This window comes from Arthrobacter sp. NPDC057259 (genome assembly GCF_042668995.1).
In the GTDB taxonomy this organism is placed as follows: domain Bacteria; phylum Actinomycetota; class Actinomycetes; order Actinomycetales; family Micrococcaceae; genus Arthrobacter.
Map to the genome: position 1 here is coordinate 781,466 of NZ_JBHUYA010000001.1, position 26,652 is coordinate 808,117.

General features: G+C 65.0%; 22 protein-coding genes and 2 tRNA genes. 9 read left to right on the forward strand and 15 right to left on the reverse strand.

Features of this window, described 5'->3' with window-relative positions:
- Positions 1-28: 28 nt before the first annotated feature.
- Positions 29-1,219: an acyl-CoA dehydrogenase family protein gene (locus tag ACFUCU_RS03705; protein WP_377970738.1), complete on the reverse strand. Its 1,191-nt coding sequence runs from the start codon at positions 1,217-1,219 to the stop codon at positions 29-31.
- Positions 1,220-1,469: 250 nt separating this feature from the next.
- On the opposite strand from ACFUCU_RS03705, the gene ACFUCU_RS03710 reads away from it, so the two are divergent.
- Positions 1,470-2,027 carry a hypothetical protein gene (locus tag ACFUCU_RS03710; RefSeq protein ID WP_377970740.1) on the forward strand — a complete coding sequence of 186 codons (558 nt, stop codon included), beginning with the start codon at positions 1,470-1,472 and terminating at the stop codon, positions 2,025-2,027.
- Between the two features lie 15 nt (positions 2,028-2,042).
- On the opposite strand, the gene selB is transcribed toward ACFUCU_RS03710, so the two are convergent.
- From selB to ACFUCU_RS03725, 3 genes are all read right to left on the reverse strand, one after another.
- A complete protein-coding gene (gene selB / locus ACFUCU_RS03715) occupies positions 2,043-3,839 on the reverse strand; it encodes a selenocysteine-specific translation elongation factor (RefSeq protein ID WP_377970742.1) in 1,797 nt (598 codons plus the stop codon).
- Between the two features lie 3 nt (positions 3,840-3,842).
- The gene (gene selA / locus ACFUCU_RS03720; protein WP_377970744.1) at positions 3,843-5,186 is read right to left on the reverse strand and encodes an L-seryl-tRNA(Sec) selenium transferase; all 1,344 of its coding nucleotides are present in this window, start codon (positions 5,184-5,186) and stop codon (positions 3,843-3,845) included.
- Between the two features lie 35 nt (positions 5,187-5,221).
- Positions 5,222-5,316 (reverse strand) — tRNA-Sec (locus tag ACFUCU_RS03725).
- A gap of 64 nt (positions 5,317-5,380) precedes the next feature.
- Here ACFUCU_RS03725 and selD point away from each other — a divergent pair.
- Positions 5,381-6,382, forward strand: coding sequence for a selenide, water dikinase SelD (gene selD, locus ACFUCU_RS03730; protein ID WP_377970807.1), 1,002 nt, complete (start codon positions 5,381-5,383; stop codon positions 6,380-6,382).
- Between the two features lie 84 nt (positions 6,383-6,466).
- Here the strand turns inward: selD and nrfD are convergent, their stop codons facing one another.
- From nrfD to ACFUCU_RS03750, 4 genes are all read right to left on the reverse strand, one after another.
- A complete protein-coding gene (gene nrfD / locus ACFUCU_RS03735) occupies positions 6,467-7,558 on the reverse strand; it encodes an NrfD/PsrC family molybdoenzyme membrane anchor subunit (protein ID WP_377970745.1) in 1,092 nt (363 codons plus the stop codon).
- Positions 7,555-8,556 (reverse strand): 4Fe-4S dicluster domain-containing protein, encoded by a 1,002-nt coding sequence (locus ACFUCU_RS03740; RefSeq protein ID WP_377970746.1) that lies wholly within the window; start codon positions 8,554-8,556, stop codon positions 7,555-7,557. The genes nrfD and ACFUCU_RS03740 overlap by 4 nt, the downstream gene beginning before the upstream one ends.
- A 100-nt stretch (positions 8,557-8,656) precedes the next feature.
- Entirely contained in the window at positions 8,657-11,977 is a 3,321-nt protein-coding gene (gene fdh / locus ACFUCU_RS03745; RefSeq protein ID WP_377970748.1) for a formate dehydrogenase, read from the reverse strand.
- A gap of 77 nt (positions 11,978-12,054) precedes the next feature.
- Positions 12,055-12,996, reverse strand: a complete 942-nt coding sequence (locus ACFUCU_RS03750) for a LysR family transcriptional regulator (protein ID WP_377970750.1) — start codon at positions 12,994-12,996, stop codon at positions 12,055-12,057.
- A gap of 120 nt (positions 12,997-13,116) precedes the next feature.
- On the opposite strand from ACFUCU_RS03750, the gene ACFUCU_RS03755 reads away from it, so the two are divergent.
- The 3 genes from ACFUCU_RS03755 to ACFUCU_RS03765 are packed head-to-tail and all read left to right on the forward strand — an operon-like array spanning position 13,117 to position 15,751.
- Entirely contained in the window at positions 13,117-14,109 is a 993-nt protein-coding gene (locus ACFUCU_RS03755) for a DUF1852 domain-containing protein (protein ID WP_377970752.1), read from the forward strand.
- Between the two features lie 20 nt (positions 14,110-14,129).
- Positions 14,130-15,176 carry a methionine synthase gene (locus ACFUCU_RS03760; protein ID WP_377970754.1) on the forward strand — a complete coding sequence of 349 codons (1,047 nt, stop codon included), beginning with the start codon at positions 14,130-14,132 and terminating at the stop codon, positions 15,174-15,176.
- Positions 15,177-15,178: 2 nt separating this feature from the next.
- Entirely contained in the window at positions 15,179-15,751 is a 573-nt protein-coding gene (locus ACFUCU_RS03765) for a flavin reductase family protein (protein ID WP_377970755.1), read from the forward strand.
- Between the two features lie 437 nt (positions 15,752-16,188).
- On the opposite strand, the gene ACFUCU_RS03770 is transcribed toward ACFUCU_RS03765, so the two are convergent.
- Positions 16,189-18,723 (reverse strand): S8 family peptidase, encoded by a 2,535-nt coding sequence (locus tag ACFUCU_RS03770; protein ID WP_377970756.1) that lies wholly within the window; start codon positions 18,721-18,723, stop codon positions 16,189-16,191.
- On the reverse strand, positions 18,716-19,684 hold the full coding sequence (locus ACFUCU_RS03775) for an AAA family ATPase (RefSeq protein ID WP_377970758.1): 969 nt from the start codon (positions 19,682-19,684) through the stop codon (positions 18,716-18,718). Before ACFUCU_RS03775 ends, ACFUCU_RS03770 begins: the two co-directional genes overlap by 8 nt.
- A 445-nt stretch (positions 19,685-20,129) precedes the next feature.
- On the opposite strand from ACFUCU_RS03775, the gene ACFUCU_RS03780 reads away from it, so the two are divergent.
- Positions 20,130-21,470, forward strand: coding sequence for a hypothetical protein (locus ACFUCU_RS03780; protein ID WP_377970760.1), 1,341 nt, complete (start codon positions 20,130-20,132; stop codon positions 21,468-21,470).
- A gap of 221 nt (positions 21,471-21,691) precedes the next feature.
- Here ACFUCU_RS03780 and ACFUCU_RS03785 read toward each other — a convergent pair whose 3' ends face one another.
- Positions 21,692-21,892, reverse strand: coding sequence for a hypothetical protein (locus tag ACFUCU_RS03785; RefSeq protein ID WP_377970762.1), 201 nt, complete (start codon positions 21,890-21,892; stop codon positions 21,692-21,694).
- 654 nt (positions 21,893-22,546) lie between these two features.
- Here ACFUCU_RS03785 and ACFUCU_RS03790 point away from each other — a divergent pair.
- The gene (locus tag ACFUCU_RS03790) at positions 22,547-23,056 is read left to right on the forward strand and encodes a hypothetical protein (protein ID WP_377970763.1); all 510 of its coding nucleotides are present in this window, start codon (positions 22,547-22,549) and stop codon (positions 23,054-23,056) included.
- 1 nt (position 23,057) lies between these two features.
- Here ACFUCU_RS03790 and terL read toward each other — a convergent pair whose 3' ends face one another.
- Positions 23,058-23,393, reverse strand: a complete 336-nt coding sequence (terL, locus tag ACFUCU_RS03795) for a phage terminase large subunit (RefSeq protein ID WP_377970765.1) — start codon at positions 23,391-23,393, stop codon at positions 23,058-23,060.
- Entirely contained in the window at positions 23,338-23,571 is a 234-nt protein-coding gene (locus ACFUCU_RS03800; RefSeq protein ID WP_377970767.1) for a hypothetical protein, read from the reverse strand. Before ACFUCU_RS03800 ends, terL begins: the two co-directional genes overlap by 56 nt.
- Before the next feature lie 72 nt (positions 23,572-23,643).
- Here ACFUCU_RS03800 and ACFUCU_RS03805 point away from each other — a divergent pair, with 72 nt between their 5' ends.
- Positions 23,644-24,534, forward strand: coding sequence for a PIN domain-containing protein (locus tag ACFUCU_RS03805; protein WP_377970768.1), 891 nt, complete (start codon positions 23,644-23,646; stop codon positions 24,532-24,534).
- On the opposite strand, the gene ACFUCU_RS03810 is transcribed toward ACFUCU_RS03805, so the two are convergent.
- Both ACFUCU_RS03810 and ACFUCU_RS03815 read right to left on the reverse strand, forming a co-directional pair.
- Positions 24,507-25,265, reverse strand: a complete 759-nt coding sequence (locus ACFUCU_RS03810; RefSeq protein ID WP_377970770.1) for a hypothetical protein — start codon at positions 25,263-25,265, stop codon at positions 24,507-24,509. The genes ACFUCU_RS03805 and ACFUCU_RS03810 overlap by 28 nt on opposite strands.
- Positions 25,266-25,710: 445 nt before the next feature.
- Positions 25,711-25,792, reverse strand: a tRNA-Leu gene (locus tag ACFUCU_RS03815).
- Positions 25,793-25,999: 207 nt separating this feature from the next.
- Between ACFUCU_RS03815 and ACFUCU_RS03820 the strand changes: the two genes are divergently transcribed.
- The gene (locus ACFUCU_RS03820) at positions 26,000-26,605 is read left to right on the forward strand and encodes an ANTAR domain-containing response regulator (protein WP_290258035.1); all 606 of its coding nucleotides are present in this window, start codon (positions 26,000-26,002) and stop codon (positions 26,603-26,605) included.
- The last annotated feature ends 47 nt before the right edge of the window (positions 26,606-26,652 follow it).

Genomic DNA, 26,652 nt, shown 5'->3' on the forward strand with positions numbered 1-26,652 from the left:
TGGCCGAGGCCGTTCCGGCGTGGAGGGGTCAGCTGAAGGCGGAGATGCCGGTGATGTCGCGGCCCACCAGGAGGGACTGGATGGAGTCGGTGCCCTCGTAGGTGCTGACGACGTCCATGTCGGTCATGTGGCGGGCGACGTGCCGCTCGAGGAGGATGCCGTTGCCGGCCAGCATGTCGCGGGCCTCGGCGCAGATCCACTTGGCCTTCTGCGCGGTGGACATTTTGACCATGGACGCCATCGGCCCGGTCAGCCGCCCGGTCTCGGCCAGTTCGGCCATGCGGTGGCACATCAGCTGCATGGCGGTCAGTTCGCTGAGCATGTTGGCGAGCTTGTTCTGTACCAGCTGGAAGGAGCCGATCGGCCGGCCGAACTGTTCCCGGTCCAGCGCGTAGCGGGCGGCGATCTCGTAGGCGGCCATGCCGTGGCCCATGGCCTCCCAGGCGGCGCCGCCCCGGGTGGCGGACAGGACGGTGGTGACGTCCTTGAAGGAGGTGCAGTTCTCCAGCCGGTTTTCTGCCGGGATGCGGAGGTTGTCGATGACGATGTCGGCCTGCTGGATGGCGCGCTTGCCGATCTTGCCGGTGATGACGGTGGGTTGGTAGCCGGCCGGGTGGTTGCCGTCGTCGTCCCTTTCCAGGACAAACGCCTTCACCCGCCCGTCGGCGTCGTCGCGGGCGAAGATGACGACGACGTCGGCCATGTGGCCGTTGCCGATCCACCGTTTGTGGCCGTTGAGGATGTAGCTGTCCCCGTCCCGTCGGGCGGAGGTTTCCAGGGCGACGGAGTCGGAGCCGTGCAGCGGTTCGGTGAGGGCGAAGGCGCCGATCTTTTGCATGGCCGCCATGGCCGGGAGCCAGCGGCGGCGTTGGTCCTCGGAGCCGAGCATGTTGATGCTGCCCATGGCCAGGCTCGAGTGGACCCCGACGAAGGTGTTGATGGAGCCGTCGCCGCGGGCGATCTCGCGGGCCACGATGCCGGCGGCGCGGCGGCTCAGTCCCGGGCAGCCGTAGCCCCGGATGGTGCTGCCGATGATGCCCAGGCCGGCCAGGCCTGGAATCAGTCCGGAGGGGAACTCGGCCCGCTCCCAGTGGTCATTGATCACGGGAAGGATGTCCGCCTCGACGAAGGCCCGGACCCGGTCCCGCAGCCCGCGTTCCTCCGCGGAGAGTTCGTCGTCGAGCAGGAAGTAATCACTGGTGATCTCCGGTCCGGACACTGCGGGGCTCCTTTGCCTAGGGGTGCGCGGCCCCTGCGATCCAGGTCACATCGGGGCAACAATTTGCATCGTAACTGCAAATTGTTGGCAGCCCAAGGGTTTGGCCGCGGCGTTCCGGATGACGGACCGGTTCCGCCGTCGTCCGCCCCGTCCCGCCAGTGCGCGGCGGATCCCCTGCCGGATCACAGCATCCGCCCAGTCTTCTGCCCTTTACTTGGGGCGGAAACATCCAGTTTTGAGGAGAAATACCGTGGACGAACAGAGCTACCCGGAGGGCGCCGGCCAGGCCCCCGGCACCCCGCCCTATGGCCCCACCACGCCGCCCACCATGCCGGTGCCGCACACCGGGCCGGCTGCACCGAATGCCGGGCCGGTTACATCGAACGCGGGGCCGCAGCCGGTGTCGTCGGCCCCGGCGGCCCCGGTGTGGGGAACCCCGGGCCCGGCCTACCCGGGCAATGGATCCGCAGGTCCCGGTACCCCCGGTCCCGGAACCCCAGTCCCGGGCGCCCCCGGCCCGGGACGGCCCGCCAAGAGATCGTGGTGGAGCCTGCCGAAGGTCCTGGTAGCTGCCGGTCTCGCGGTGTTGCTCGCCGGTGGCGGCGGCGCCGCGATTGGGTATTCGATGGGGAAGTCGGATGCGGCGCACCAGGCCGCGCAGCGGTTCCAGAACGGCCGCCAGGGCGGCTTCAACAACCAGGGCCGCCGCGGCGGCGGGCAGGGTCAGCCGACGGCGCCGGGTTCCCAAAGCGGCTCCCAGGACGGCGCCCAAGGCGGCGGCACCCCGAGCGGCGGCACCAACCCGTAGCCCGGCCGGAGCGGGTCAGCGCACCACGGTGCGGTGGCCCGCGTCCAGGCGCCGGGTCCAGCCCCGGGAATCCAAGTGTTCCAAGAGCGGAATAGCCACCCGGCGGGTCGTATCCAGCGCCTGCCGGGCCTGGCTGGTGGTAAACGGCTGGTCCAGCCGGGCCAGCGCACGCATGGCAAAGGCCGGCGCTGCGGGCAGCAGCACCACCCCGTCCCTCAGCCGCAGCAGCCGGCCGGCGCGTTCGGCCGCGGCCAGTTCGCGGTTGCCCAGGCGCAACCGGGCGAGGTCGTCGGCCTCCGGGGCGTGGAACGGGTCCGCGGTCAGCCGGCGTTCGATCTCAGCGACGGCGGTCTCGGCGGCGCCGAGATCGTCACGGCTGCCGGGCACCCGGATGTGGCCGGCGTCGGCCTCCAGCGTGGCTCCCTCGATCACGTGGGGCAGCAGCCGTTCGTCCGGCAGGTTCAGCAGGCCCGCCGCGGCCCCCATGGAGAGCCCCGGGGCCAGCGGGTCCCGTTGCTGCAGGTCCTCAACGGCCGCCCGCAGCCGCTGCTGCCACGCCTCCAGGACGGGGGCGTGCACCCACCAGTCCCCCACGACGTAAATGTCGTCGAACCCCGCGGGGTCCTGGCCGGTCAGCAGCCCCAGCCGCCGCAGGTGATCCTCCCGGACCGCGCCGCGGGCCGCGACCGCGCCGGGGAGGTCGCCGGCGGGGTCCATCGCGGCCAGCCGCCTCGCCCATTTCGCCCCATCGCCGCGGCGCTCCAGTGCGGGCGGGTCGGCGTCGAGAATGCGGGCGCCGCCCAGGACGGAGTGCCGGCCGGGGTCCCGCAGCACCAGCCGGTCCCCCAGCACCAGCGGCAGCGCCCGGTCGAGCACCAGGCGGGCAAGGTCGGCTCCGAACGGACGCAGCCGGGCCGGGACCGCGGCGCTTCCCACGTGCACCATGATGTTCTCCGGCACCTCCGTGTACTCCAGGCCCGATGCGCGTTGGATGCCGACGACGGCGGTGGTGGGCCAGGCGTCCGGGGTGACCAGGACGTCGCCCCGGTGGATTTCGGCGGGGCCGACGTCGCGGAGGTTCAAGGCCACCCGGCTGACCGGTTCCACCGAGGTCCGTGCCGTGTCGCAGCTTTGCAGCCCGCGGATGGTCACCGGCCGTGCGGTGGCGTCCCCGAGGAGCATCAGCCGGTCCCCGCGGGCCAGGGTTCCGGCGGCCAGGGTCCCCGTCACCACGGTCCCGGAGCCGGTGATGGTGAAGGACCGGTCCACCCAGAGCCGCACCCGTCCGGTCAGGGTGGGCGCCGGCACCCGGGCGAGGACGTCGTCGAGCGCGGCCCGCAGCTCGTCCAGTCCGGTGCCGTCGATGGCGGCGACGGCGACGGCGGGCGCGTCGCGCAGGCCGGTTCCGGCGAGCTCCGCACGGGTCCTTGCCAGGACCTCGGCGCGGCGCTGCTCCGAGGCCCGGTCGGACCGGCTCAGGACGATCACGCCGTGCTCGATGCCGAGTGCCAGGACGGCGTCCCGGTGGTCACCGGACTGCGCCTGCCACCCCTCGTCGGCGGCCACCACAAAGCAGACCACGGGCGCGGGCCCGATGCCGGCGAGCATGTTCCCGAGGAACCGCTCATGTCCCGGAACGTCCACGAAGGCGACATCCCGGCCGGAAGGCAGCGGGGTCCAGGCGTAGCCCAGGTCGATGGTCAGCCCGCGGCGGCGCTCCTCTTCCCAACGGTCCGGTTCCATTCCCGTGAGGGCGCGGACCAGGGTGCTTTTGCCGGAATCAACGTGTCCGGCCGTGGCGATGACGTGCATGGGTCAGGCCGCGCCCCCGGCACCGGCGGCAGCGCCGGCGGCAGCGAACCCTGCCTGGGCCTGGCGGACCGCGTCGAGGATCCGGTCGTCGTCGTCGGCGGGCACGCAGCGGAGGTCGATCAGGCAGGCGCCGTCGTGAACCCGCGGCAACACGGCCGGGGTGCCGGTACGCAACGGCCCGGCGAGCCGTTCCGGCAGCCGCAGCGCCCAGCCCGGCAGCGGCACGCCGGGCGCGCCGCCGCCGCCGACCCTGCCGTCGTGGGCCACGACCAGCACGTCGAGGGCGGCGGCGAGACGGTCCGTGCGCCGGCGCAGCTCGTCGGCGTCGGCGTGCAGTGCCTGGTGCACGGGCGTGGCGCCGGCGGTGACGGTGGCTTCGAGGGCGGCGAGGGCGAGTTTGTCGGCGCGGACCGCGCGGGCCAGGGGGTGCCGGGCCAGTTTGTCGATGATGTCCTTGCGGCCCAGCAGCAGCCCGGCCTGGGGGCCGCCGAGCAGCTTGTCGCCGCTGGCGATCACGACGTCGGCGCCGTCCAGGAGCGCCGAGGTCACGTCGGGCTCGTCCGGCAGCAGGGGGTCCGGGGCCAGCAATCCGCTGCCGAGGTCGGCCACCAGGGGAACGTCGCCAGACCGGGTGAGCTGGCTCAGTTCCTGGACCGGGACGGCCGAGGTGAACCCGTCGACCCGGAAGTTGCTGGGGTGGACCTTGAGCACGCACCCCGTCTGCGCTCCGATGGCGTCCTCGTAGTCGGCCAGGTGTGTCCGGTTCGTGGTGCCGACTTCCCGCAGCACGGCGCCGGTGGATTCCATCAGGTCCGTCAGCCGGAAGCCGGCGCCGATTTCGACCAGTTCGCCGCGGCTCAGGATCACTTCCCTGCCGGCCGCCAGGGCGGTGGTGGCCAGGACGAGGGCGGCCGCTCCATTGTTGACCACCAGCGCGGCCTCCGCGGCGGGGCAGGCGGCGAGCAGCGCCGCCCGGGCGCCGGCTCCCCTGCTGGAGCGGCTGCCGTCCCGGAGGTCGAGTTCGACGTCGACGTAGCCGCTGGCGGCGATGAGGGCTTCCTTTGCGGCGTCCGAGAGCGGGGCGCGTCCGAGGTTGGTGTGGACGATGACCCCGGTGGCGTTGAGCACCGGCCGCAATGTGGTGGCACGGCGGGCGTCCACCTCCGACGTCAGCGTCGATTCCACCTGGCCGGGGGCCAGTTCGCCGCGCCGGGCCCGGTCCTGGACGTCCCGGACCAGCTCGCGGATGACGTGGCCGCCGAGCCGTCCGGCGGCGTCCAGGACGGCGGGCAGGGCAAGCAGGTCGTTCGTCCGCGGAATATGCCGCCGGGGGTCGGTCTGGTCCACGGTCCTCCTCGGCCGGCGGCAGTCACGCCTGAAGTTGGCGGTGGCGGACGGGAATCGAACCCGCCAGGCCGAGATGCTCGGCCGCACCGGTTTTGAAGACCGGGGGGCCCACCAGGACCCGGACGCCACCGCGCATCAATATAGCAGGGTTGCCTTGGGGGTACGCTGGGCGGGTGACCGAGGCCCAGACAACCATCCGGGAGCCGGAAGAGGGCGCCGAGCCCATCCGGCTCACAGGCTTTGCCCACGGCGGAGGATGCGCCTGCAAAATACCGCCGGGCGAACTCGAGGACGCCGTCCGCGGCCTGATCGGGCACCCCGGGCCGGAGGTGCTGGTCGGTCTGGACAGCGGCGACGACGCCTCCGCCGTCCTGGTCCGCGAGGACCTGGCGGTCCTCACCACGGCCGACTTCTTCACCCCGGTGGTCGATGACGCCTACGACTGGGGCCGCATCGCCGCGGCCAACGCCCTCTCGGACATCTATGCCATGGGCGGCCGGCCTGTGACGGCCATCAACCTCCTCGGCTGGCCGCGCGGCGTGCTGCCGATGGAACTCATGACCGAGGTCCTCCGCGGTGGGCTCAGCGTCGCCGCCGAGGCGGGCTGCCCGGTGCTGGGCGGCCACTCCATCGACGATCCGGAGCCCAAGTACGGCATGGCCGTCACCGGCGTCGCCCATCCGGACCGCCTGCTGCGCAACGACGCCGCCGCGCCCGGCCTGCCCATCACCCTGACCAAGCCCATCGGCGTCGGGCTCCTCAACAACCGCCACAAGCAAACCGGGGAGATCTTCGCCGAGGCGGTCGAGACAATGGCTCGCCTCAACCGGGACGCCTCCGACGCCGCCGTCGCCGCCGGGGCGAAAGCCGCCACGGACGTCACCGGCTTCGGCCTGCTGGGACACCTCTACAAGATGGTCCGCGCCTCCGGAATCGGCGCCGTGATCGACCTCCAGTCCGTCCCCTTGGTCGACGGGGCCCGCGAGGCGCTCCGCGACGGGTTCGTCTCCGGAGGCACCAAGCGCAACCTGGACTGGGTGCGCGCCCACCTTGACGCCGATGCCGGAATCACCGAGGACGACCTGCTGCTCCTGGCGGACGCGCAGACCTCCGGCGGCCTGCTGGTGGTCGGCGAGGTGCCCGGCTACCCGGTGATCGGCCACACGACGGCGGGCCAAGGCATCCGGATCCGCTAGGCCCGGCGCGCTGCCATGCGGGGCGGCCGTGCAGGGCGACTGTGCGGGGCGGCCGGCGCCGCGAGGTCGGCCCGGGACGCTGTGTCAGCTGCCGGTGGTGATGGCGTCGCCGGTGATCCCGGCGGCCCGCCGCTTTTCCAGGCGCCGCTTCTGCGGTTCGATCGTGTAGCGCGGATCCCTGGCCGAGGCGAGCCCGGCCTCGAACACGCCGAAGCGGGTCAGCGCCGAACCTGCCAGCAGCGCCACTCCCGATGCCGCCGCGACGATCCTGTTCCGGCCTCCCAACAGGGTGCCCAGTCCCCCGGCCACAACAAGCCGCTCGCTCCAGGTCAGCATGGTGCCGGCCTTGCCCTGGTGCAGGGGCTCCGCGGCCACCGGGTCCATCCGGCGTTCCATGATCTTCATCGCCACGACGTCCCCGACCACGCCGAGGAGCGCGAGGTTCCGCGCGGGCCCGGCCTCGCGGACCGGCGTCGTCACCATCGCGAGCCCGGCGGAGGCCAGGCTGGCGGAGCTGACGAACACGAACGGCAGTTCCCCGTGCATCTCGTTCCAGGTCGGCGTCGCGGTGTCGCCGAGGAGGACGGCCGTGTATGCCGCCAGCGGGCCCGCGAAGACGGCGGCTTCGAGGCCGGCCGGGCCCTCGACGGCGCGCAGCACGCCCCGCAGCGGTCCCAGCGGCAGCCGTTCGCCGGTCAGCCGGTCCACCTCAGCCGCGGCGGCGACGCCGGCCCCGGCGCTGAAGGCGCTGAGGATCCAGGAGCCGACGCTCATCGGAGACGTCACCTTGAAGGTGCGCAGCATGTGCAGGAAGCGCTCCGGGCGTCCGAGGTCCTTGACCAGGGCGGCGGCGCCGAGGCCGACGGCGCCCAGGGCACCCAGCCGGGCGTTCCGCCTCAGCAGCGGCCGTCCGCTCAGCTGGGCGCCGGCTGCCAGCAGGGCCGATCCGCCGGCAACGCCGCCGAGGAACAGGTACGCGGCGACGTCGTCACCCCACGGCGCCGGCTTGACGACGGGGCGGCCGTAGTAGGAGGTGAACTCCGGCTCCGGCACCATCGGCATTTCGCGGGAGCCGTCACCGTTGTCCCTGCGCCGGCCGGTTCCCCGCTTGCCCCCGTTGCGGCGGCGTCGGGCGGGTTCCGCGGGACGGAAGCTGTCGAATTCGGAAAGCGTCACTCGCGTCCTCCAAGGAATGCCACGGCGGCGGCCGCCGCCATGCCGGCCACCGCGACGGCGGCACGCCGGTACATCTTCGGCAGGTCGGCCGTGGGAACCCGCGGGTCCGGCGGGAGGCCGTAGACCTCGGGTTCGTCAAGCAGCAGGAAGACGGAGCCGGTGCCGCCCACGCCGTCGTTCTCGTTCGCGCCGTAGAGCCGCGCCTCCGTCATACCCTGGGCGTGCAGGGTGGCAACGCGCTCTTTGGCGGTCTCCACCATGTCGTCGTGGTCGCCGAACTTGATCGACGTCGTCGGGCAGGCCTTGGCGCAGGCGGGCGTCTCGTCGGCCACGAGCCGGTCGTAGCAGAGCGTGCATTTCTGGGCGACGCCGGCGTTGGGGACCGCGGGGTGCCCGGCATGCTGTTCCTCGCGGCTGGTGGCTACCTTGACGGTGCCGTTGCTGCGCCGTTCGATCACGCCGAAGGGGCAGCCCGCCACGCAGGTCCCGCAACCGTTGCAGACGTCGTCCTGCACCACCACGGTGCCGAATTCGGTGCGGAACAACGCCCCGGTGGGGCACACGTCCAGGCAGCCGGCGTGGGTGCAGTGCTTGCAGACATCCGAAGACATCAGCCAGCGGAAGTCGGCGGTGTCCGGCGGGGTGGTGTCCGCGCCGGCGACGACCGTCCCGGGCTGGGGCGGCGGCCCGATGCGGGGCATGCCCAGGCTCACCAGGGCCCGGCCGGATTCCCGCGCCTCGGCGATGCGCTCCTGGCCCTGCTCGATGAAGGCGACGTGCCGCCAGGTGCTGGCGCCGAGGGACCCGGTGTTGTCGTAGGAAGAACCCAGCAGTTCCAGATTCCCGTCCTGCGGGTTGTGGTTCCATTCCTTGCACGCCACCTCGCAGGCCTTGCAGCCGATGCAGATGGAGGTGTCGGTGAAGAACCCTTTGCGGGGATGGTTGTGTTCCCAGTGGGCGTCGGCCGTGGGGTCGGTGGGTCCGGTCAGCTGGCCCATGCGGTCCTCCAACGTCGGGTCGGTGTCCGGGCCGCGGCGAGGTGCCGCCGCCCGGACCGGGCAAGATCTGCTGCGTGCCGGGCAGCTCCCGGGGCGCGGGTCACGGTGCCTGCCCGCCCGGGTGCTCACGCGGGTGCTCGCCCTCGGCTTCCGGGTGGGTCACCGTGCTGTGGCTGGTCTCCACGGTGAGCCCGGCGCGCTCCTGGTACTCGGCGACGAGCGCCAGCAGTTCCCGTCCCCGCGGCCTGCGACCGGGGCGGATGTCGCAGGAGGCCACCTTCGATTCCTGGATCTGGACGTTGGGATCGAGGGTCACGCCCAGCAGGTCGTTGGCGGCGTCCCCGCTGACGACGGCGCTGTTCCCGACGCCCCAGTGGTAGGGCAGCCCGATCTGGTGCACGGTGTGGTTCCCGACGGTCAACGGCGTCATCCGCTCGGTGACCAGCACCTTCGCCTCGATGGCGGATCGCGCCGAGATGATGGTGGCCCACCCGTAGGGCTCCAGTCCGCGTTCGGCGGCGAGTTCGGGAGAGACCTCGCAGAACATCTCCGGCTGCAGCTCGGACAGGTACGGCAGCCAGCGGCTCATACCGCCCGCCGTGTGGTGCTCGGTGAGCCGGTACGTGGTGAACACAAACGGGTAGACCTCAGCGCCAGGATCGCCTGCGCTGGGTGCGCTGAGGTTGTCCTTCCGGGGGTACTTCAGGCGTGACGGGCTCTGCTGCTGTGGGTAGAGCCCGTTGGCTACCGGTGATTCCTGGGCCTCGTAGTGGGTCGGGAGCGGCCCGTCCACGAGTCCCTTCGGCGCGAAGAGCCAGCCCTTCCCGTCGGACTGCATGATGAACGGATCGTCCCCGCTGAGCGCGGCCGGTCCGCCCACGGACGGGTCGGGTTTGGTCCCGGGGGCGAGGGTCGGCGGGAAGTCGGCGACGTCGTCGCCCACCCACTTGCCTTGTTCCTCGTCCCACCAGACGTACTTCTTGCGTTCGCTCCACGGCTTGCCGTCGGGGTCGGCGGAGGCGCGGTTGTACAGGATCCGGCGGTTGGCCGGCCACGCCCAGCCCCACTCCGGGGCCGCTGGTCCCTGCTCCTCGCCCGGCTTCCGGTTGGCGGCCTGGTTGATGCCGTCGGCGTACACACCCGTGTAGATCCAGCACCCCCCGGACGTGGACCCGTCGGCGCGCATCTCGGTGTAGGCCGAGAGGGGCTTCCCGGCGTCCGGTCCGGTGAGGTGACGGCCGTTGATCTCGGCCAGCACCGACTCGGGATCCGGGTCGCCATGCTCATCCGTCGGGTAGTCCCACGTCAGGTCCAGCAGCGGCCGGTCGCGTTCGTCCTGCGAGTCCGCGAGCTTCTCCCGGATCCGGTGACCGAGTTCGTAGAAGAACTGCAGTTCGCTCTGGCACTCCCCCGGCGGGGCCACCGCCTGGTGGCGCCACTGAAGCAGCCGCTGGGTCTGGGTAAACGACCCTGCCTTCTCCACGTGGGTCGCCGCCGGCAGGAAGAAGACCTCCGTCTCGATGTCCTCGGTGCGGAGTTCCCCGGACTCGATCTCCGGGCCGTCCTTCCACCACGTCGCCGACTCGATCATGTTCAGGTCGCGGACCACCAGCCACTTCAGGTGGGACATGCCCAGGCGCTGCATCCGGCCGTGGGCCGAGCCGACCGCCGGGTTCTGGCCGAGCAGGAAGTAGCCTTCCACCTCATCCCGAAGCATGCTCATCACGGTCTCGTAGGTACCGTGCGCACCGGTGAGGCGCGGCAGGTAGTCGTACGCCCAGTCGTTGTCCGCCGTCGCCGCGTCCCCCCACCACGCCTTCAGCAGGCTGATGGTGTACGCGTCGGCATCGGCCCAGAAACCCTTTTGATTCTTCGAGGCGTTTGCCTTGAGGTACTCCTCAAGGGTGTCGTGGCGGCCGGCACTGGGCATCGGCAGGTAGCCGGGCAGCAGGTTGAACAGCGTGGGAATGTCGGTGGAACCCTGGATGCTGGCGTGGCCGCGCAGGGCCATGATCCCGCCGCCCGGGCGCCCCACATTGCCCAGCAGCAGCTGCAGGATGGCGGCGGCGCGGATGAACTGGGCCCCCAGGGAGTGCTGGGTCCAGCCCACCGCGTAGGCGAAGCAGGTGGTCCGGTCGCGCCCGGAGTTCTCCGTGATGGTCTTCGCCAGATAGGCGAAGTCCGCTTCGCTGATGCCGCACATGTCGCGAACCATGTCGGGGGTGTAGCGGGCGTAGTGCCGCTTCACGATTTGGAAGACCGTCCGGGGGTTCTGGAGCGTGTCGTCGCGCAGCACCTCAGCGTGTTCGAGGGGCGCGCCGCCGCTGCCGAGCGCATCGCCGGCGGCACGGGCCCCGGCTTCGGCGCCGTGCTCCGGACCTCCGGGTTCGGTGATGGAACCGTCGTTGGCTTCATCGTAGGCCCAGGACGAGTTGTCGTAAGCGCCCTTCTCCGGGTCGAAACCGGAGAACAGGCCGCCCAGGTCCTCGGCGTCGCGGTAATCCTCGTGGACCAGCGTGGCCGCGTTGGTGTACGCGCTCACGTACTCCTTGAACCACAGGTCATTGGCGATGACGTAGTTGATCAGGGCGCCAAGAAGCACGACGTCGGATCCGGCCCGGATCGGCAGGTGCTTATCAGCGACCGCCGAGGTGCGCGTGAACCGGGGGTCGATGTGGATGACCTTGGCTCCGCGCGCCTTCGCCTCCGCCACCCATTGGAATCCGACGGGATGGCACTCGGCCATGTTGGATCCCTGAATGATGATGCAGTCGGCGTTGGCCATGTCCTGCAGTGATTGCGTTGCACCACCGCGTCCAAACGAGGCTCCCAAACTGGGAACCGTGGCGGAGTGTCATATACGGGCTTGGTTCTCCGTCTGTACCGCTCCGGCGGCGGTGAAGAGCTTCTTGATCAGGTAGTTCTCTTCGTTGTCCAAGGTGGCGCCGCCGAGGGAGGCGATGCCCATGGTCCGGCGCAGCAGGCGCCCGTGATCGTCGGTCTGCTGCCAGGTCCGGCGGCGGCTTTCGATGAAACGGTCGGCGATCATGTCGACGGCGGTGGAGAGTTCCAGCCGCTGCCATTCCTTGGCGCGCGGGGCGCGGTACAGGACCTTCGTCTGACGGCCGGGAGAGTTGACGAGCTGTTCGCTGGCCGACCCCTTGGGGCAGAGCCGGCCGCGCGAGATGGGCGAATCCGGGTCGCCCTCGATCTGGACGACGCGTTCGTCTTTCACGTAGACGCGCTGGCCGCAGCCGACGGCGCAGTAAGGGCAGACGCTCTGCACCACCTTGTCGGCGGTGGCCGTGCGCGGGGCGATGCTTCGGGTCTTGGGCGAGGTCACGGAGGGACCGCGCCCGAGCAAATCGCCGGTGCTGAGCTGCCGGATAACCGGCCATTCTAGAAAACTCCGCAGTGCCATCTTTGGAGCTTATCCCAGATCACATTCGCCGCAACAGGAACCCGCCGCCGGGGTGGCACCCTCGTTGCCGGCTGCGGTCAGTCGAGTAGCCCTACGCCGAACTCAGAGACCACGGCCCGCAGTTCCCCGAGGTAGCGCTTCGCCTGCTCGGTCAGCGGGATGGCGGCGTGACCGATCCAGCCGATCTCGATGCGTTCGTCAACGTCGAGCGGGATGGCGACGATCTCGGGGTCGAGCTCCCCGCTGATGATGCCCGTCGAGATTGTGTAGCCGTGGAGCCCGATCATGAGGTTGAAGATCGTGGCACGGTCGGAGACCCGGATCTCCTGCTTGCTGGACATGGTGGAGAGAATCTCTTCGGCGAAGTAAAAGGAGTTGTTCGCACCTTGATCGAAAGTCAGCCGCGGCATGCCGGCGAGATCGTCGAGAGTCGCGCGCTCCTTGGACGCCAGCGGGTTGTTCCGTGCAACGAAAATGTGCGGGTCCGCGTGGAAAAGTGGCGTGAACGCGAGCCCGGATTCCCGGAGCAGCTTGTCGATGACCTTGCGGTTGAAATCGTTCCGGTAGAGGATGCCTATCTCGCTGCGGAGGGTGCGGACGTCCTCGATGATGTCCCAGGTGCGGGACTCTCGGAGCGAGAACTCGTATTCGGCCACGTCGGTGGACTTGACCATCCGGACGAAGGCGTCCACGGCGAACGAGTAGTGCTGCGTTGACACCCCCAGCAGGCGCCGCGTCGGCGGCCTGCCGAGGTAACGCTGCTCGAGGAGGGCGAATTGCTCGACTACCTGCCGCGCATACCCGAGGAACTCTGCCCCGTCAGCGGTGAGGGTGACCCCGCGGGCGGAGCGAACCAGGAGTGCGCGGCCCACCCGTGCCTCAAGGTCCTTCATCGCCGCGGACATGGTCGGCTGGGCTACGTACAGAAGATCGGCGGCCGCGGAGATCGACCCCTCAGCTGCAACTTCGATGAAGTAGCGGAGCTGTTGCAGAGTCAGTCCGCTCGAAAGATCTGGCATAGGCAAATGCTATATCAGCGCATAGCAAGGCACAGTTACTCGATAGCTGTCGGCAGGTTGCACCATTGACACATCTCTTCTGGACGGCCATCCCGGCCCATCACCACGGATTGGCAGCACATGGCAGACGACTTCACCTTCAGCATCCGCACCACACGCTTCGACGAGGACTACACCCCGTCGGAGGACTCCCGGATCACGACCAATTTCGCCAACCTCGCACGGGGCGAGCACCGCCGGGAAAACCTCCGCAATGCCCTGACCATGATGCGGCGCCGCTTCAACGATCTGGCAGACTGGGACAACCCTGACAGGGACCGCTATGTGCTTGAGCTTGACATCGTCTCCGTGGAGATAGAGTTCACCGCGGATGGTACGGATCGGCGGTTCCCCCTGTTCGAGGTTCTCGACATCTCGATCGTCGACCGACTGAACGGGGTCCGCCACCATGGGATCGTCGGGAACAACTTCTCTTCCTACGTCCGTGACTTCGACTTCAGCGTAGTGCTGCCGGCGGCGGCAGCGGAGTCCGGCAAGCCGACCATCCCCGAGGACTTCGGCGATCTTCACGGCAAGCTGTTTCAGCAGTTCCTCGATTCCCCGGCGTGCCAGGAACGCTTCCCGCAGCCGCCGGTGGTGTGCATCAGCGTCTCAACGAGCAGGACGTACCGGCGGACGGAGAACCGGCACCCGGTCCTGGGCGTCGAGTACCAGCAGGACGAGTTCTCACTGACCGACGCGTACTTCGCAAAGATGGGGCTTCAGGTCCGCTATTTCATGCCACGCGGCAGCGTTGCGCCGCTTGCCTTCTATTTCCGCGGCGACCTGCTCAACGACTACTCCAACCTGCAGCTCATCGGCACGATCAGCACCATGGAGACGTTCCAGAAGATCTACCGCCCGGAGGTCTACAACGCGAACTCCGCCGCCGCCGCCGTCTACCAGCCGAGCCTGGGCGAGCAGGATTACTCGCGGACCCAGATCGCCTACGACCGGGTCGAGCGCGGTCAGCTCGCGATCACGCAGGCGAAGTACACGGAAGAGCACTTCATCACGCCCCACAAGGATCTACTGGACCAGTGGACCGCCAATTACCCCGCTATCGTCAACTGACCCACGGAGAACCCTCACTCATGAACACACTGTTGCCCACCACCGTCGTCGGAAGCCTCCCAAAGCCATCGTGGCTCGCCCAGCCGGAGACTCTTTGGTCCCCGTGGAAGCTGGAGGGAGATGCACTGCTCGAGGGCAAGGAGGATGCGCTGCGCATCGCAATCCACGAGCAGACCCGACGCGGCATCGACATCGTCGGTGACGGCGAGCAGACCCGCCAGCACTTCGTCACGACCTTCATCGAGAATCTCAGCGGGGTCGACTTTGAACAGCGCAAGACCGTGCGAATCCGCGACCGCTACGACGCGAGCGTACCGACCGTCGTCGGACCGGTGCGCCGCGAACGGCCGGTCTTCGTCGACGACGCAAAGTTCCTCCGCGCAACCACCGACCGCCCGATCAAGTGGACCCTTCCCGGTCCGATGACGATGGTGGACACGCTCTACGATGACCACTACAAGAGCCGCGAGAAGCTGGCCTGGGAGTTCGCCACGATCCTGAACCAGGAGGCGAAAGAGCTGGAAGCGGCAGGCGTGGACATCATCCAGTTCGACGAGCCCGCGTTCAATGTTTTCCTCGACGAGGTCAAGGACTGGGGAGTGGCCGCCTTGGAGAGAGCGGCGGAGGGACTGCGTGCGGAGACCGCCGTGCATATCTGCTATGGCTACGGGATCAAGGCCAATAACGACTGGAAAGCGACGCTCGGCGCGCAGTGGCGGCAGTACGAGGAGACCTTCCCGCTGTTGCAGGCCTCCAGCATCGACATCATCTCGCTGGAATGCCAGAACTCCCACGTGCCCATGGACCTCATCGAACTCCTCCGCGGCAAGAAAGTCATGCTCGGGGCCATCGACGTCGCAAGCGAGACCGTCGAGACGCCGGAGGAGGTCGCCGACACGCTCCGCAAGGCCCTCCAGTTCGTGGATGCGGACAAGCTGATCCCCAGCTCCAACTGCGGCATGGCACCGTTTCCGCGGGATGTGGCACTGGAGAAGCTGAGTGCCCTGAGCGCAGGGACGAACATCGTTCGCGAGGAGCTCGCCCGCTCCGCCCCCGGGGCGTCGTAACCGTGTTTCACGCCTACCCCCCGGATACCTGGCTGCAGGCACCCGCGCAACGCTTCCCGTCTTCCCTCACGGCCGACGAATTCAAGGCACTGTTCCGCGGCCACCCGGGAGGTGTCGCCGTCATCACCGCAGATGCCGGCGAAGGACCGGTGGCGCTGACGGTATCGTCGGTCGTGTCAGTGAGTGCGGACCCTCCATTGCTGATCTTCTCGGTCTCGGCGCTGTCCTCGGCGTCGGAGGTACTTCTGCGCGCCGACACCGTCGTCGTGCACCTGCTGGACGCGCACGACGTCGACCTGGCGAAGCGTGGAGCGACCCCCGGGGCCGACCGCTTTGACCAGACGCACCGCTGGTCGACCCTTGCAACCGGCGAGGCGGTGTACGACGATGCGCGTGCCTGGGTGCGCTGCGCCGTGATCAACCGCATGGAGGTCGGGACGTCAACGATCATCGCCGTCCATGCCCTGGAGTTCCGCATGATGCGTGACGTCCAGCCGGGTGAACCCGGCGACGCACTGGTCTACCACAACCGTTCATGGCACCGGCTGGGCGAGCATTCGAACCTTGAGGACTGATTCCTGCCCGGAGGGCTGAACGCCTCTGCCCACGGTAACACTGTGCTCGAGGTGGGACTCGAACTACATTCCAGCCCTTGAAAACACTGGGAACTCCGGAAACATAACCAATCCGAGCCAGTCCGGCGCGTGTGCGGCCCAGTCAGAAGGCAAGAGTGTTGACACCGTCAACACAGCCTCATGTCCACTTTTTGAACCCGCTCGCGAATACAACCAAGGTGTTCAAACGTAGCAGAACGAGTTGCCGGGTCAGGCGATCTGGATCCGCTCTTCGCCTAGTTCGGTCCGTTTCTGCGGCTTCGACTGCTGGAGATATTCACCTCATTGGACGACGAGCGCTGGCAACACCGTGGAGTCAGCCATCGAGAAATCGACCAGCCCCGGCTCTTTGATCCGCACTCCACGCCGAGTTGTCTGGCGCCGGAAACATGACCTGTTCAGGTCCCACTGATCTCAGTCGCAATAGGCAGGCGCAGCTGGGTGGCGATCGGCGTATATAGATCGATGTCTTGCTCTGCAGTGGTCAAGGACAGGAGAAGGGCATACCGGACAGGGAAGTCGCGTCGATCGACGCGGTTATTGTTCTTCCACCAACCCCCGACCGGATAGACAGCGACGGAGTTGCACATCGCAAGTTCGCTGCCGGTACCGTGCCATTCGTCCTGATGAAGCGATCCGAGCCGGCGCTGATTCTCCCCGAGCAGCCAGCGATCGGACGTAGTCCCGCTCCGCGACGCGCCGTCTTCATCGGACTGCGCCTCCCGGTTGATCCGCGAGATGAACCCCTGTTGTGATTCCAGCGGACCTTGGAGATCGAAGCGCAAAGAGTGGGAGGCGTATGCATAGCGCTGTCGCCACCCACGGCGAGAGGCCGTAGGCTCTATGAAATACGACAACGTGACACGCAATCGCACATCGTTCGACCCGAGTTCTTGGAGTACTTCGGTGGGCCAAGGAAGAGTATGGAGCCGGAAGTGCCTCATTGCAAAATCTTCGCCGTCGAACGGTATGAACTGATCCTGCGTCACCAGGGTGACCGCGCGGTTCGCGGAGTTGAGGGCAGAGTCTTCCGTGGGAACGCCCCATCCGTAATTCCGGAGAAGCTGAAGTCGCGCGGTCTTCGAAGAATTTGACGTCACTTCCGCGTTCATGGCAGGGGTCCACTCCGCAGAGTGAGTGAGAAGCCCTCGAATAGTTTCGGGCCAGTAGTCGGGATACCGGCCCATCGCCAGAGCCGCTAGCCTCGATGCTTGCGCGGTGGCGGCGCTCGTGGCGTTAGCAGACGTAAGGGCGCTGTCATTCGCGTTGCCGGTGGAGCGCAACGACAGGACCGGAAGCTTTGGCTCGAACATCTGATTACCGTCGCTGAGAACGTTCCCACCTTCCATGCAGATGTCGGGCTTGATCGGCCACTTCCGTTGGCCGAACAGATGAGAGGTGCGGCTATGCGGCGAAAGTTCCCCTGCATTCGCGAGCGGAACCCAGCCTGCGTACTGAGGGTGTTGAGGGGAGTCTGTCAGCTCGGTGTATGCGCCAACGGTAAGAGCATTCCATGACTGCCCCGGGTCCTCGACAGCCGAGAGCTCCGAATTGGCGCGGTAGTCGGACTTGTAGTCATCAACGTTGCCGGCAGCGACGATGATTAATCGAGCCGCATCGGGATCCGGCGGCGAGATCAGCTGGAACTGGTCACCGTCACGGGCCGAGTCGGTGCCGACAGCAAGTGCGTCGACAGCCGCTGACCAGAGAGTTGGCTCACCAGGACTGTCCGCCCGGGTGCTGAGCGTAAGACAGAAGACACGCCGTCGTGAGTGCGTGATTTCAGGCATGGCCACGGCTTGAACGGTAGCGCTGCCGTAGTCGAGCGGATCGATTTCCGCTTCTTCGGACCCCGGTGCCATTCTCACGGATTCAAGCCGGTGGAGCAGGTGCACCTGCTGGGTCCCTTGAAGGTACTGGTCCAGGTCGCCGAAGAGAGCCAGACCCGCCATTGAGGTCCCGTGGCCGCTTCCGTGGACGTCATTGCCCGAGACGCCAATGATCGTGTGGTGGTCGGACTCTGCGAGGGAGGAGTCCAAGAGGATGTGGGTGCGCAGCACCCCGGTATCGAGATGGCAGACGGCCGGGGCGTCGTCGCGGGCTTGAACTATCCGGTTGGCAAGATCGACGACGTATTCGTTCTGCTCGCCGAGGGGAAGGTCTTCAACGGTCTCGATGAACTCCGGGCGTCGGATCTCCGCAAGGGGTACGGCGGTGAACGGCAGGATTTCGAGCTGCGCCCAGGTAGCTTCAACCCAGAACACGACCCGATCGCGCAGCCGGATGGATCGAGGCAGGGCACGAAGATTGTAGGCTGCAGCGTAGCCGTGGATCGTGTCAACGTGCGGGCTTGTCGCGTCGAGCCATACTTCCCACCAGTGCTGCCCGTGAACCGGGGGCTCGCCATCGGACGTCCAGAGGTCAGCAAGAACAGCTTTCCGTATGCGTGAGATGTTGGCTATCAGCTCTCGGTTCTTCGGGTTCCCGTTGGCGGTCGAAACATCGAGGTAGTCCTGAAAGAGCTTAAGGAAGGCGGCGCGGTGTTCGTCGGCAACCCATACCGTCGCCTGCTCTGGGCTGGTGTCCGTGGGAGAGCGTACCGATAGCAGCAACCAACGCGGCTTCTTTGGTTGCTTTGTGTGCGTGGTCAGTCGGTTGAGCGAGTCGAGCTTCAGTGGGTAGGCGGCATCGTTGCCCTCCAACACGAGGACGGTTCCAAGGGCGCGCAGATCGTCTTCAGAAAGCTGCAGGGACAGCCGTTCTGCGTCGCTTGTCGCGAAGGTACTGTCTGCTTCCCCTAAGAGCGCAGTTCCGTGGCCGCTGCGGTCTACCTGCTTAAGCTTCGCCCCTCCCCCGCCGGAGCGGTGGAAGTCTTTCGTTGCGACATGACCCTGCACATAGATGTGGTCATGGTACCGGGACGTATCAGTCAAGGCTGGCCGTTCGTCGTGCGCTCAGCGCGGTGACGATGTCATCGCGATAGACTTTGGTTTCGCCACGCATGAGAGCTGATTTGGCCGCAGACTCGGCGGCTTTCACGAGATCCGCATGGCTGAGGCCGCCGGCGTACTCCCCAATCTTGGCCATGCTTGTCCCGGTAGCGAGCGACCCCAGACGAGCCTTGATCACTGCGACCGCCTGACGTGCGTCCGGGAGTGAGTAGGTCATGACCGCGTCGAATCGACGGAATAGTGCTCGGTCGAGGATTGAGCGGTGATTTGTAGCGGCAATCAAGATGGACTCGGAACTCGCCTCTTCCAAGAAGACGAGGAAGGAGTTCAGGATGCGGCGAGCCTCACCGACATCGTTCCCGGACCGGTCGGCGCCGAGGGCGTCGAACTCGTCAAAGAAGTAAACCGCTCGCCTTTGGGCAACCGCTTCGAACACGAGACGGAGCTTGCTCGCGGTCTCTCCCATGAATTTGCTCAGAAGACCGTCCAGGCGCACCGTGAACATCGGCAGCGCGAGTTCCGTTGCGAGCACTGATGCAGTCATCGTCTTTCCGGTACCGGGCGGACCTTCGAGCAGCAAGCGGTGTTCAGGAGCGAATCCGTGATCAAGCAAGTTCTTGCGCTGACGTTGTTCGGCTAACACCTGCTTGATCTGCCCCAACAATTCAGCGGGAGCGACTAACTCGCGGAGGTGGACTTCGGGATGTGACGCCTCAACAATCTCGGCCAGCTCGCCGCGTGGTTGAGTAAGCGTGGTGACGTTCGTTAGCGGAGCACGCTCACGCGAGGAGTCCACAGCCTTCTTGATGTCGCCGGCAAGGACATGGTGCCCTTGTTTGGCTTCACGCGCCGCGATCTGGAGAGCGACTGAATAGAAGGCGGCGTCGTCTCCCGAGGCATGGCTACGGACCATCGCGGTAATGTGCTCGCCGAGCCCAGCCATGTGTACCCCTCCCTCCTGTGACGGACATTGCCCTCGATAATCCTACGATGCCTCCTACTACGGGAAGCGAAGCCTCGCCTACAACGTGAGTTGACTCGCAAGCGTCGTTGCTCACAAACTTGCGACCACGGCGATGCAAAGCTATTGCACGGCGAGGCCTCCCGCAGACCCATCAGCCGCAGTGGTCCCACTGCAGGCTGAAGTCCGCGGAATCACTACGAAGAGCGGCCCCACCCTTGTAGCTAAGCGAATTCTCCGATTCCCTATTACTCCTGCATCGTAGGTGATGCCGTTATTAGTGCCCAGGCTCAACAAGATGGCGCCCAGGTCAGTCTGGTATCCCTGTTCAGTGAATGAGAGACACGATCTCAATATGCCAGTGTTCCTTCCGCATTGGCCCATCCAACCCTCATAGGCTGGACGCATCAGAACTTGAAAGGAACAGATGTTAACGCCATTACCCGACGTGAGCGGGCTTGTCCCGGTCTATGCCAGGGTTGAAGAAGTAGACATCAACGAGAGTTCGGTTCTCCTTGATTGCGTGCCGGCAGATGCCCCTGACCTGGTGGAGTTAATGGCCGAACCATTAAGAGAGTTGCGTCAGAGATGGAAGGTTTCCTTCGGACGCGGCGACGCACCGGATGTTCGGCCCATCGACCTCAGTAACGTACCGGCCGCCGTTGTGACAGCGGGTGTAGAGCAACCGCTGATTTGGCAGGAACTGGCCGATGATTCCACCTGGGTCCAGGTACAAGTGCCCCGTATGGTCTTTAGTTCGGAGGCTGAAGCTTCCACAACGATCAGCGTTGCCGCATTTCAACCCGTGTCGCCGGAGATTTCCGGAAAACTATCAGCCATCCTCGACATGAACTATTGGCCCCGGGTGCCTGCGCCGCGTCTTAGCGAGGTACTAGATGCATTTCCTATGATTCACGGTGCGGTGGTGCACGACGTCGGGCAGGGCTCCGCCAACGCATTCTTCGACTCTTCCGGCAAAGCGGTCCTCTATTTTGACGCTGGCAAAGGATCATATCGGAATGCAAAGACGGCACCTGCAAGCTTGGACTTATGCGCATGCAAAACTCCTATGGTGGTCTTATCTCACTGGGACACCGATCATTGGAAAGCAGCCAAAGACGGCAACCAAGAATTACTGAAAAGCATCTGGGTGGTTCCAGGCCAAAAAATCAGACCGACGCACGCTAAGTTCGCTTCTTCAATCCTGCAGAGTGGTGGCTCCGTATACGTCGTGAAGCGAAGCTCCAAGCCCAAGAGTTCCGCGACAAGCGGCCAACATCTCTCTATCTCGTATGGGACAGGTAAGGACCTTAACAACAGCGGCCTAGTACTAACTCTCATCATGGCCGCTAGGGCCACTAGCAACCGTTATGTCCTATTTTTTCCTGGCGACGCCGCCTACAAGATGTGTGTCGCCCCTCCCCGGAAAGTTGATCTGCTCGTGGCCTCACACCACGGAGCAGACTCTACGGGTAACACGGGCATCCCCGCGCCAAAGAGCAAGCAGCATTCGCGGTTGGTGTATTCTTTTGGCCCCGATAACAGCTATAACCATCCGCGCGGAAACGCGATTGCTGCCCACAAGACTGGTGGTTGGAGCCATGCAGCCTGGGATCAAAGTGGATGGAACCTGTCCGCCTCCTCCGGCACCGTGAGGGCCACCTACACGCCATCCGATCAAAAGCGACAAAGCATTGTTTTTCCTGCCAGCGCAATGCTGCAAGCACAGCATTTCAGCACGGCGCATGGAGAAACCCTCGACTCGTAGGGCATGTGCATCTCGCCCGGCTCCAGATTCTCCTGACAACTCTCCCCAAAGTACTGAATGGAATGTAGCGGCTTCCTTTGACTCTCAGGGCTTAGACATCAAATCGAGCTAGGGCCAAGTCCAGCCTTTCGATCCTAAATTACCAGTGGATCAGAATCACGGTGCTACCGGAGCGGCGGGCCCAAGTTAGCGCGGCCGGATCGATTGAGACGTTGGCCACTTTAATCTGAACATGCTTGCTGAGGTTGCCAACCGATGTCGAGGGCAGCCGGCAGCTTGCCCTCGGCTGAGATGAAGTCCTTGCCCTTGATGTCGCGCATGTAGATGTAGCTCTCCGCGATAGCGGAGTTAGCGGCGAACACCCCGCCGGTCAGTGCAGCGATTTGATCAGCCTTGCTCGCGAAGTCGCTCTGTGCGGCCACCAAACAAACTGACCGGCATATTGACGCCCTGACCGCCGGGATAATCGCTTTTGTTTGCCGAGAATTGCACCTGCTAATCATTGCCGGAATGTTTGGTTTTTCGCTGCCATAAGTTTTTAAAGTAAACAAGAATCCCAAATAGACAGACAAAAATGAGCAAGAGTGGAGTTATTGCCAAGTTGCAACTCTTGAAGCTATTACTCGATTTTCCGCCGGCGGTCTTTTGCCTAAAAAAACCCGGTATCATTCCTATGGTGAAATGGGGACAAGATAAAACGTCGGGGCAAAAAGCGGCAGGCAAACCAGACACTGGTCCGGTTCCAGAGCCTGTTGCGCCCAGCACCACAGAACGCAGCCCACGTAGTCTGTCATTTGAGGAGATGCGGGTTCTGTGGCGTCACTCCCCGGACTTCCAGGCTTTCAGGAAGAGACGTTACAGAGGGCTATGGCCTGCCCTAATCGGGGCAGCGTCTGCAGCTTCCGCGCTGTGCTACCTTGGCATTAACTCCGACTGGTATACCGGCCCCGACGCGCCATCATTGCGTGTACTTGTACCAGGAGCGATGGCCGCCTCAGTGGTCTACGCGTGCATCCTTGTGTCGGCGGCGATGGAGCTCCTCCAGCGACGGCACTACTTCGACCGACAGCTTTGGCTTGGTCGAGGCTCTCCAGCGAGACGAAAAGCAACTTGCTGAACAAGCGCGGGCCGGACAACTCGATCTGCCGGCGCTCTGGGCCGCCAACCAACGTCGCATAGACGTCTACCTTGAAATTGCGGCTTCACAAGCAGCCAGCAGCTTCTTGATTGGGCAGATCGCCATGGTCTCCGGCTTTGGCGTGGTGGTGGTCCTTGGCATTTTCGCGGCTTTCGCCAAAGGCGGTACCGCCTCCATCGCAGCAAGCGTTGCTGGCGTTGCTGGTGCGGCGATGAGGGCCTACATTGGCTCAACTTTCATGAGGGCCCAGGCAGAAGCATCTGCTCAGTTGAGTCGGTTCTTCCTCCAGCCGGTTGAGTTCGCCCGAGTTCTCGGTGCCGAGCGGCTGCTAAAGATCCTGGAGCCGTCAGAGCGAACAGTCGCGGTTCAGCGTGTTATTGAGACGATGATGATCTCTACTACTGCAGCAGGCGTTCCCAAGGCCAGCAAATCCGACGCCAAGGGCTGAGCTAGGCACTCCGTACACGGAACTCGGACTTATTCGGATTGGCCAACGCTTTATAGATCGCCGCCAACGTATCAGGGACATCGTCGTGTTTGTTCTTGCCCTTCTTCTGGTAGCTGGGCAGCTGCTTGGCGAACTCTGGGAACCTCTGCTTCCAGCCGCGTGGCATAAAGACGTGCTTACCTACCCAGGCACTGGAAGTCAGAATGCGGGCTTTCTTATTACCAGTCTGTGCCACAGCCTTGATCACGCACTTTCGGTTGCCCCGCTCCTTGAGCAGTCGCTCAACGTTGCGCGAGAAGCGGCGGCCCCCCGCTGTTGCTATCGAACATCGCCTCACTGACCTGGTCCGCGTCGAGCATGTCGGACATCTGCGATCCAGTGGAAAAGATGGAATCGATGATGCACAGAGCCAGGCTGTGCGGGTAACCGGCGGCCGAAATCCATTTGGTCTCATCGCCAAAGAAGCTCCGGCACACTTCTGTTAATTTCTCGGCTACTGCCAGCTCAGTTGTCATGCTCGAACTGTACCGAGGCGGCTAGAGTATGCCTCGAACTGATCGTTACACCTTCACATTTAGACTGATTCCATGATCAGACTGCTTCCAGGCGCTTCCCCTAAGAAAACGCTGGAGATAATCACCCACGCTGCTGGCGCACTCGCCAGCGTGTCTAGCGCCGGTACAGCGTTCGACCGGTATAACAGTTACCTCCAGTGGGCGACCAGGCACGGCAACATACTCTCGCATTACCTCCATGCTGACGAAATGGGTCGGCTGGTGACGACTCAGCGCTACTGGTCGCTCCTCTCACTCGACACCTCCACCGTCCAGCCGATGACTTTAGCCGAGCTCGTCGACGGAGAGGTGACGCAGCGGAGCTTCGGACTGGACGACGCAAAGCGAACGATCGAAGGGAATCTCAACTGTTGGGACAACGGCAGGGCCGTGGCAGTTGTGCTTGACACTAACGTTTGGCTGAAGCACTACAACGACCCGGCTGGAGACGTTGATTGGAGCCAGTTGCTTGACGAACGGCCCGATGTACCGCTTGTGCTGACCGTCCCAATGAAGGTGATCGATGAGCTCGACAACCTCAAGCGCAACAAGACAACTGTGCCAAAAGGGGAGGTGTCGATTCGCCGCAGGGCGAGTCTGGCATTGAAATACCTTGAGGCCAAGGCCGCGATGCCTGGAAAACGATCAACACTCCAGCAAGGAACGATGGCCGGGCAACTGCCGACGGCGACCATTCATCTTGCCGTTCTCGAACAACCGCTCCACCAGCCGCCCATTGCGGACGCGGATCTGGAGATCATAGAACGTGCCGGAGCTGTTGCGCCGTATGCCGAGCGCGTCCGCATTGTCACTGCCGACTACGGGATGGTTTACCGGGCGAGGCAGGCTGGTCTGGACGCCGTTCGTGTTAAAGACCACGAGGAAGAACGGAACGATCAGCGCTCGGACCTGAACAGTAAATAATCAATGGGAAGGGGGCGGGATTCAAATTCTTCACCCGATCCCAGTCCGGCCTTCGCTCGGAGGGCTTCAACCACTCCATTCTGTTTGCGGCAGACGGTGACCATGGCAGAGATGACGGCAAGGTTGTAGAACCACTGAGATGATGCGCCTGAATCAATTTCCTGCGGCAGCGAAGGATTGAACGGGAAATGGCCTAGGTCGAGTAAGGCGGCACCGAACGGGTCGAAGTGAAGGGATTGATGGTTGACGTAGAGCTTCAACGCCCCTGGGTTACGCACGGTGACGATCAGCGCAGGTTCGCCCACGTTCTTGTACATGTCGAGGAATAGATAATCCTTCGCCTTTTCGACGGGAAACGTTAGACATCGGACGGGACTGATCAGGCCCAGGCCGAGCTCCACCACGGCTGTCCGCTCAGGAGCTACGGAGGCAATAGCTTTCATCAAGGCGTCGACAAGGCCTTCTTCAGTCACGCCGGTGAGATTCTTACGATCGATGCCCATCGCCGCCTCACGCTCCGCCTTCCACGTCAGCAGGGTATCAGCGGGATAATTGTCAGGGTGGCGCGTGTCAATCAGGTCATGATGCGGGCTGCACATGAGCACCAAGTTGCTAAACGCTCTTCGCTCGTTGTCCGTCATCGTTTCGTCATATCGGGCTGATCCCGCTTTAGCGCCGTATATGTGAGCAATCTCGACGTCCGTGAACGGCTCGTCGTCGATGAACGTCACGACGTTCCTCGTGCACCTCGGGAAATAACAGGTGGTGCCGGAGAGCATGAAGAGGGCATTCACAGTGCCAGCGCTGTAACTACGGGGACCAGGGCCGCTTGAACTCACACATGAGAGCGTATCAAGGCAGGTCGCCGCCCTGAGGCATCGGCTGGAGGAAAAAGAAGGCCTCACATGTTGCCGCTCGGTGGTAGCGTGCTATCTCTCCCTACGAGCTTGAATCGCCCAGGAACAGCACCAAGCGTTTCGCCCCGAGTGTATGCCCCGGCCAGGGACTCGGGTGAGTCTAGAAGGGAACAACCATTCTGGTATGTGAAGAGGGCCGCTGCGCGGTCCAGAGCCTATTGCCAGACAGAGGAAGCCTGCCGGATTCGGCATCTTCCAAAAAAGTCAAGGTTTGTCAACACCCAACAACTAAACAGGCCCCTGAACTGCGGAAACACTGTGCCCGAGGTGGGACTCGAACCCACACACCTTTCGATACCGCATTTTGAGTGCGGCGCGTCTGCCAATTCCGCCACTCGGGCGCGGAGACACCGGCTGTCATAATCGGGCGCTCCAGGGGTCCTGTGAGCAACGCGATCGCTTCCGGTGCGCGGATTTACTCTACATGCAGATAGGCTGAATTCCAGAATCGCGCCAGTGAAGCCGCATCGATCCCCAACGGCCCCAGTACACCCGCGGACGCGCCACAGAATGGCACAACGCCCGCCGTACCTTTTCAAGGAGTTCCCGTGTCAGAACAGACGGATTCCACCCCCGCCTCCCAGCCCGCCCGCCGCGTCGTGGTCGCCGAGGATGAGACCCTCATCCGCCTGGACATCATCGAGATCCTGCGCGGCGAGGGCTACGACGTCGTCGGCGAGGCGGACAACGGCGAGAAGGCCGTGCAGCTCGCCGAGGAGCTGAAGCCGGACCTGGTCCTCATGGACGTGAAGATGCCCGTCATGGACGGCATCTCCGCCGCCGAGAAGATCGTCAAGGCCCGCATCGCCCCCGTCGTGCTGCTGACCGCCTTCAGCCAGAAGGAACTGGTCGAGCGCGCCCGCGACGCCGGCGCCATGGCCTACGTGGTCAAGCCCTTCACTCCCGCGGACCTGATCCCGGCCCTCGAGATCGCCCTGTCCCGGCACGAGGAGATCAAGGCCCTGGAGAGCGAGGTCAGCGACCTGCAGGAGCAATTCGCCACCCGCAAGCTGGTCGAGCGCGCCAAGAGCCTGCTGACCACCAAGATGGGCCTGACAGAGCCGGAGGCGTTCCGCTGGATCCAGAAGACCTCGATGGACCGCCGCCTGAGCATGCGCGAAGTGGCCGAAACCATCATCAACCAGGTCAACTAGAGCCACACAGCACGTAAACAAGGAGGGCCCCGCCGCTGGTTTCCAGC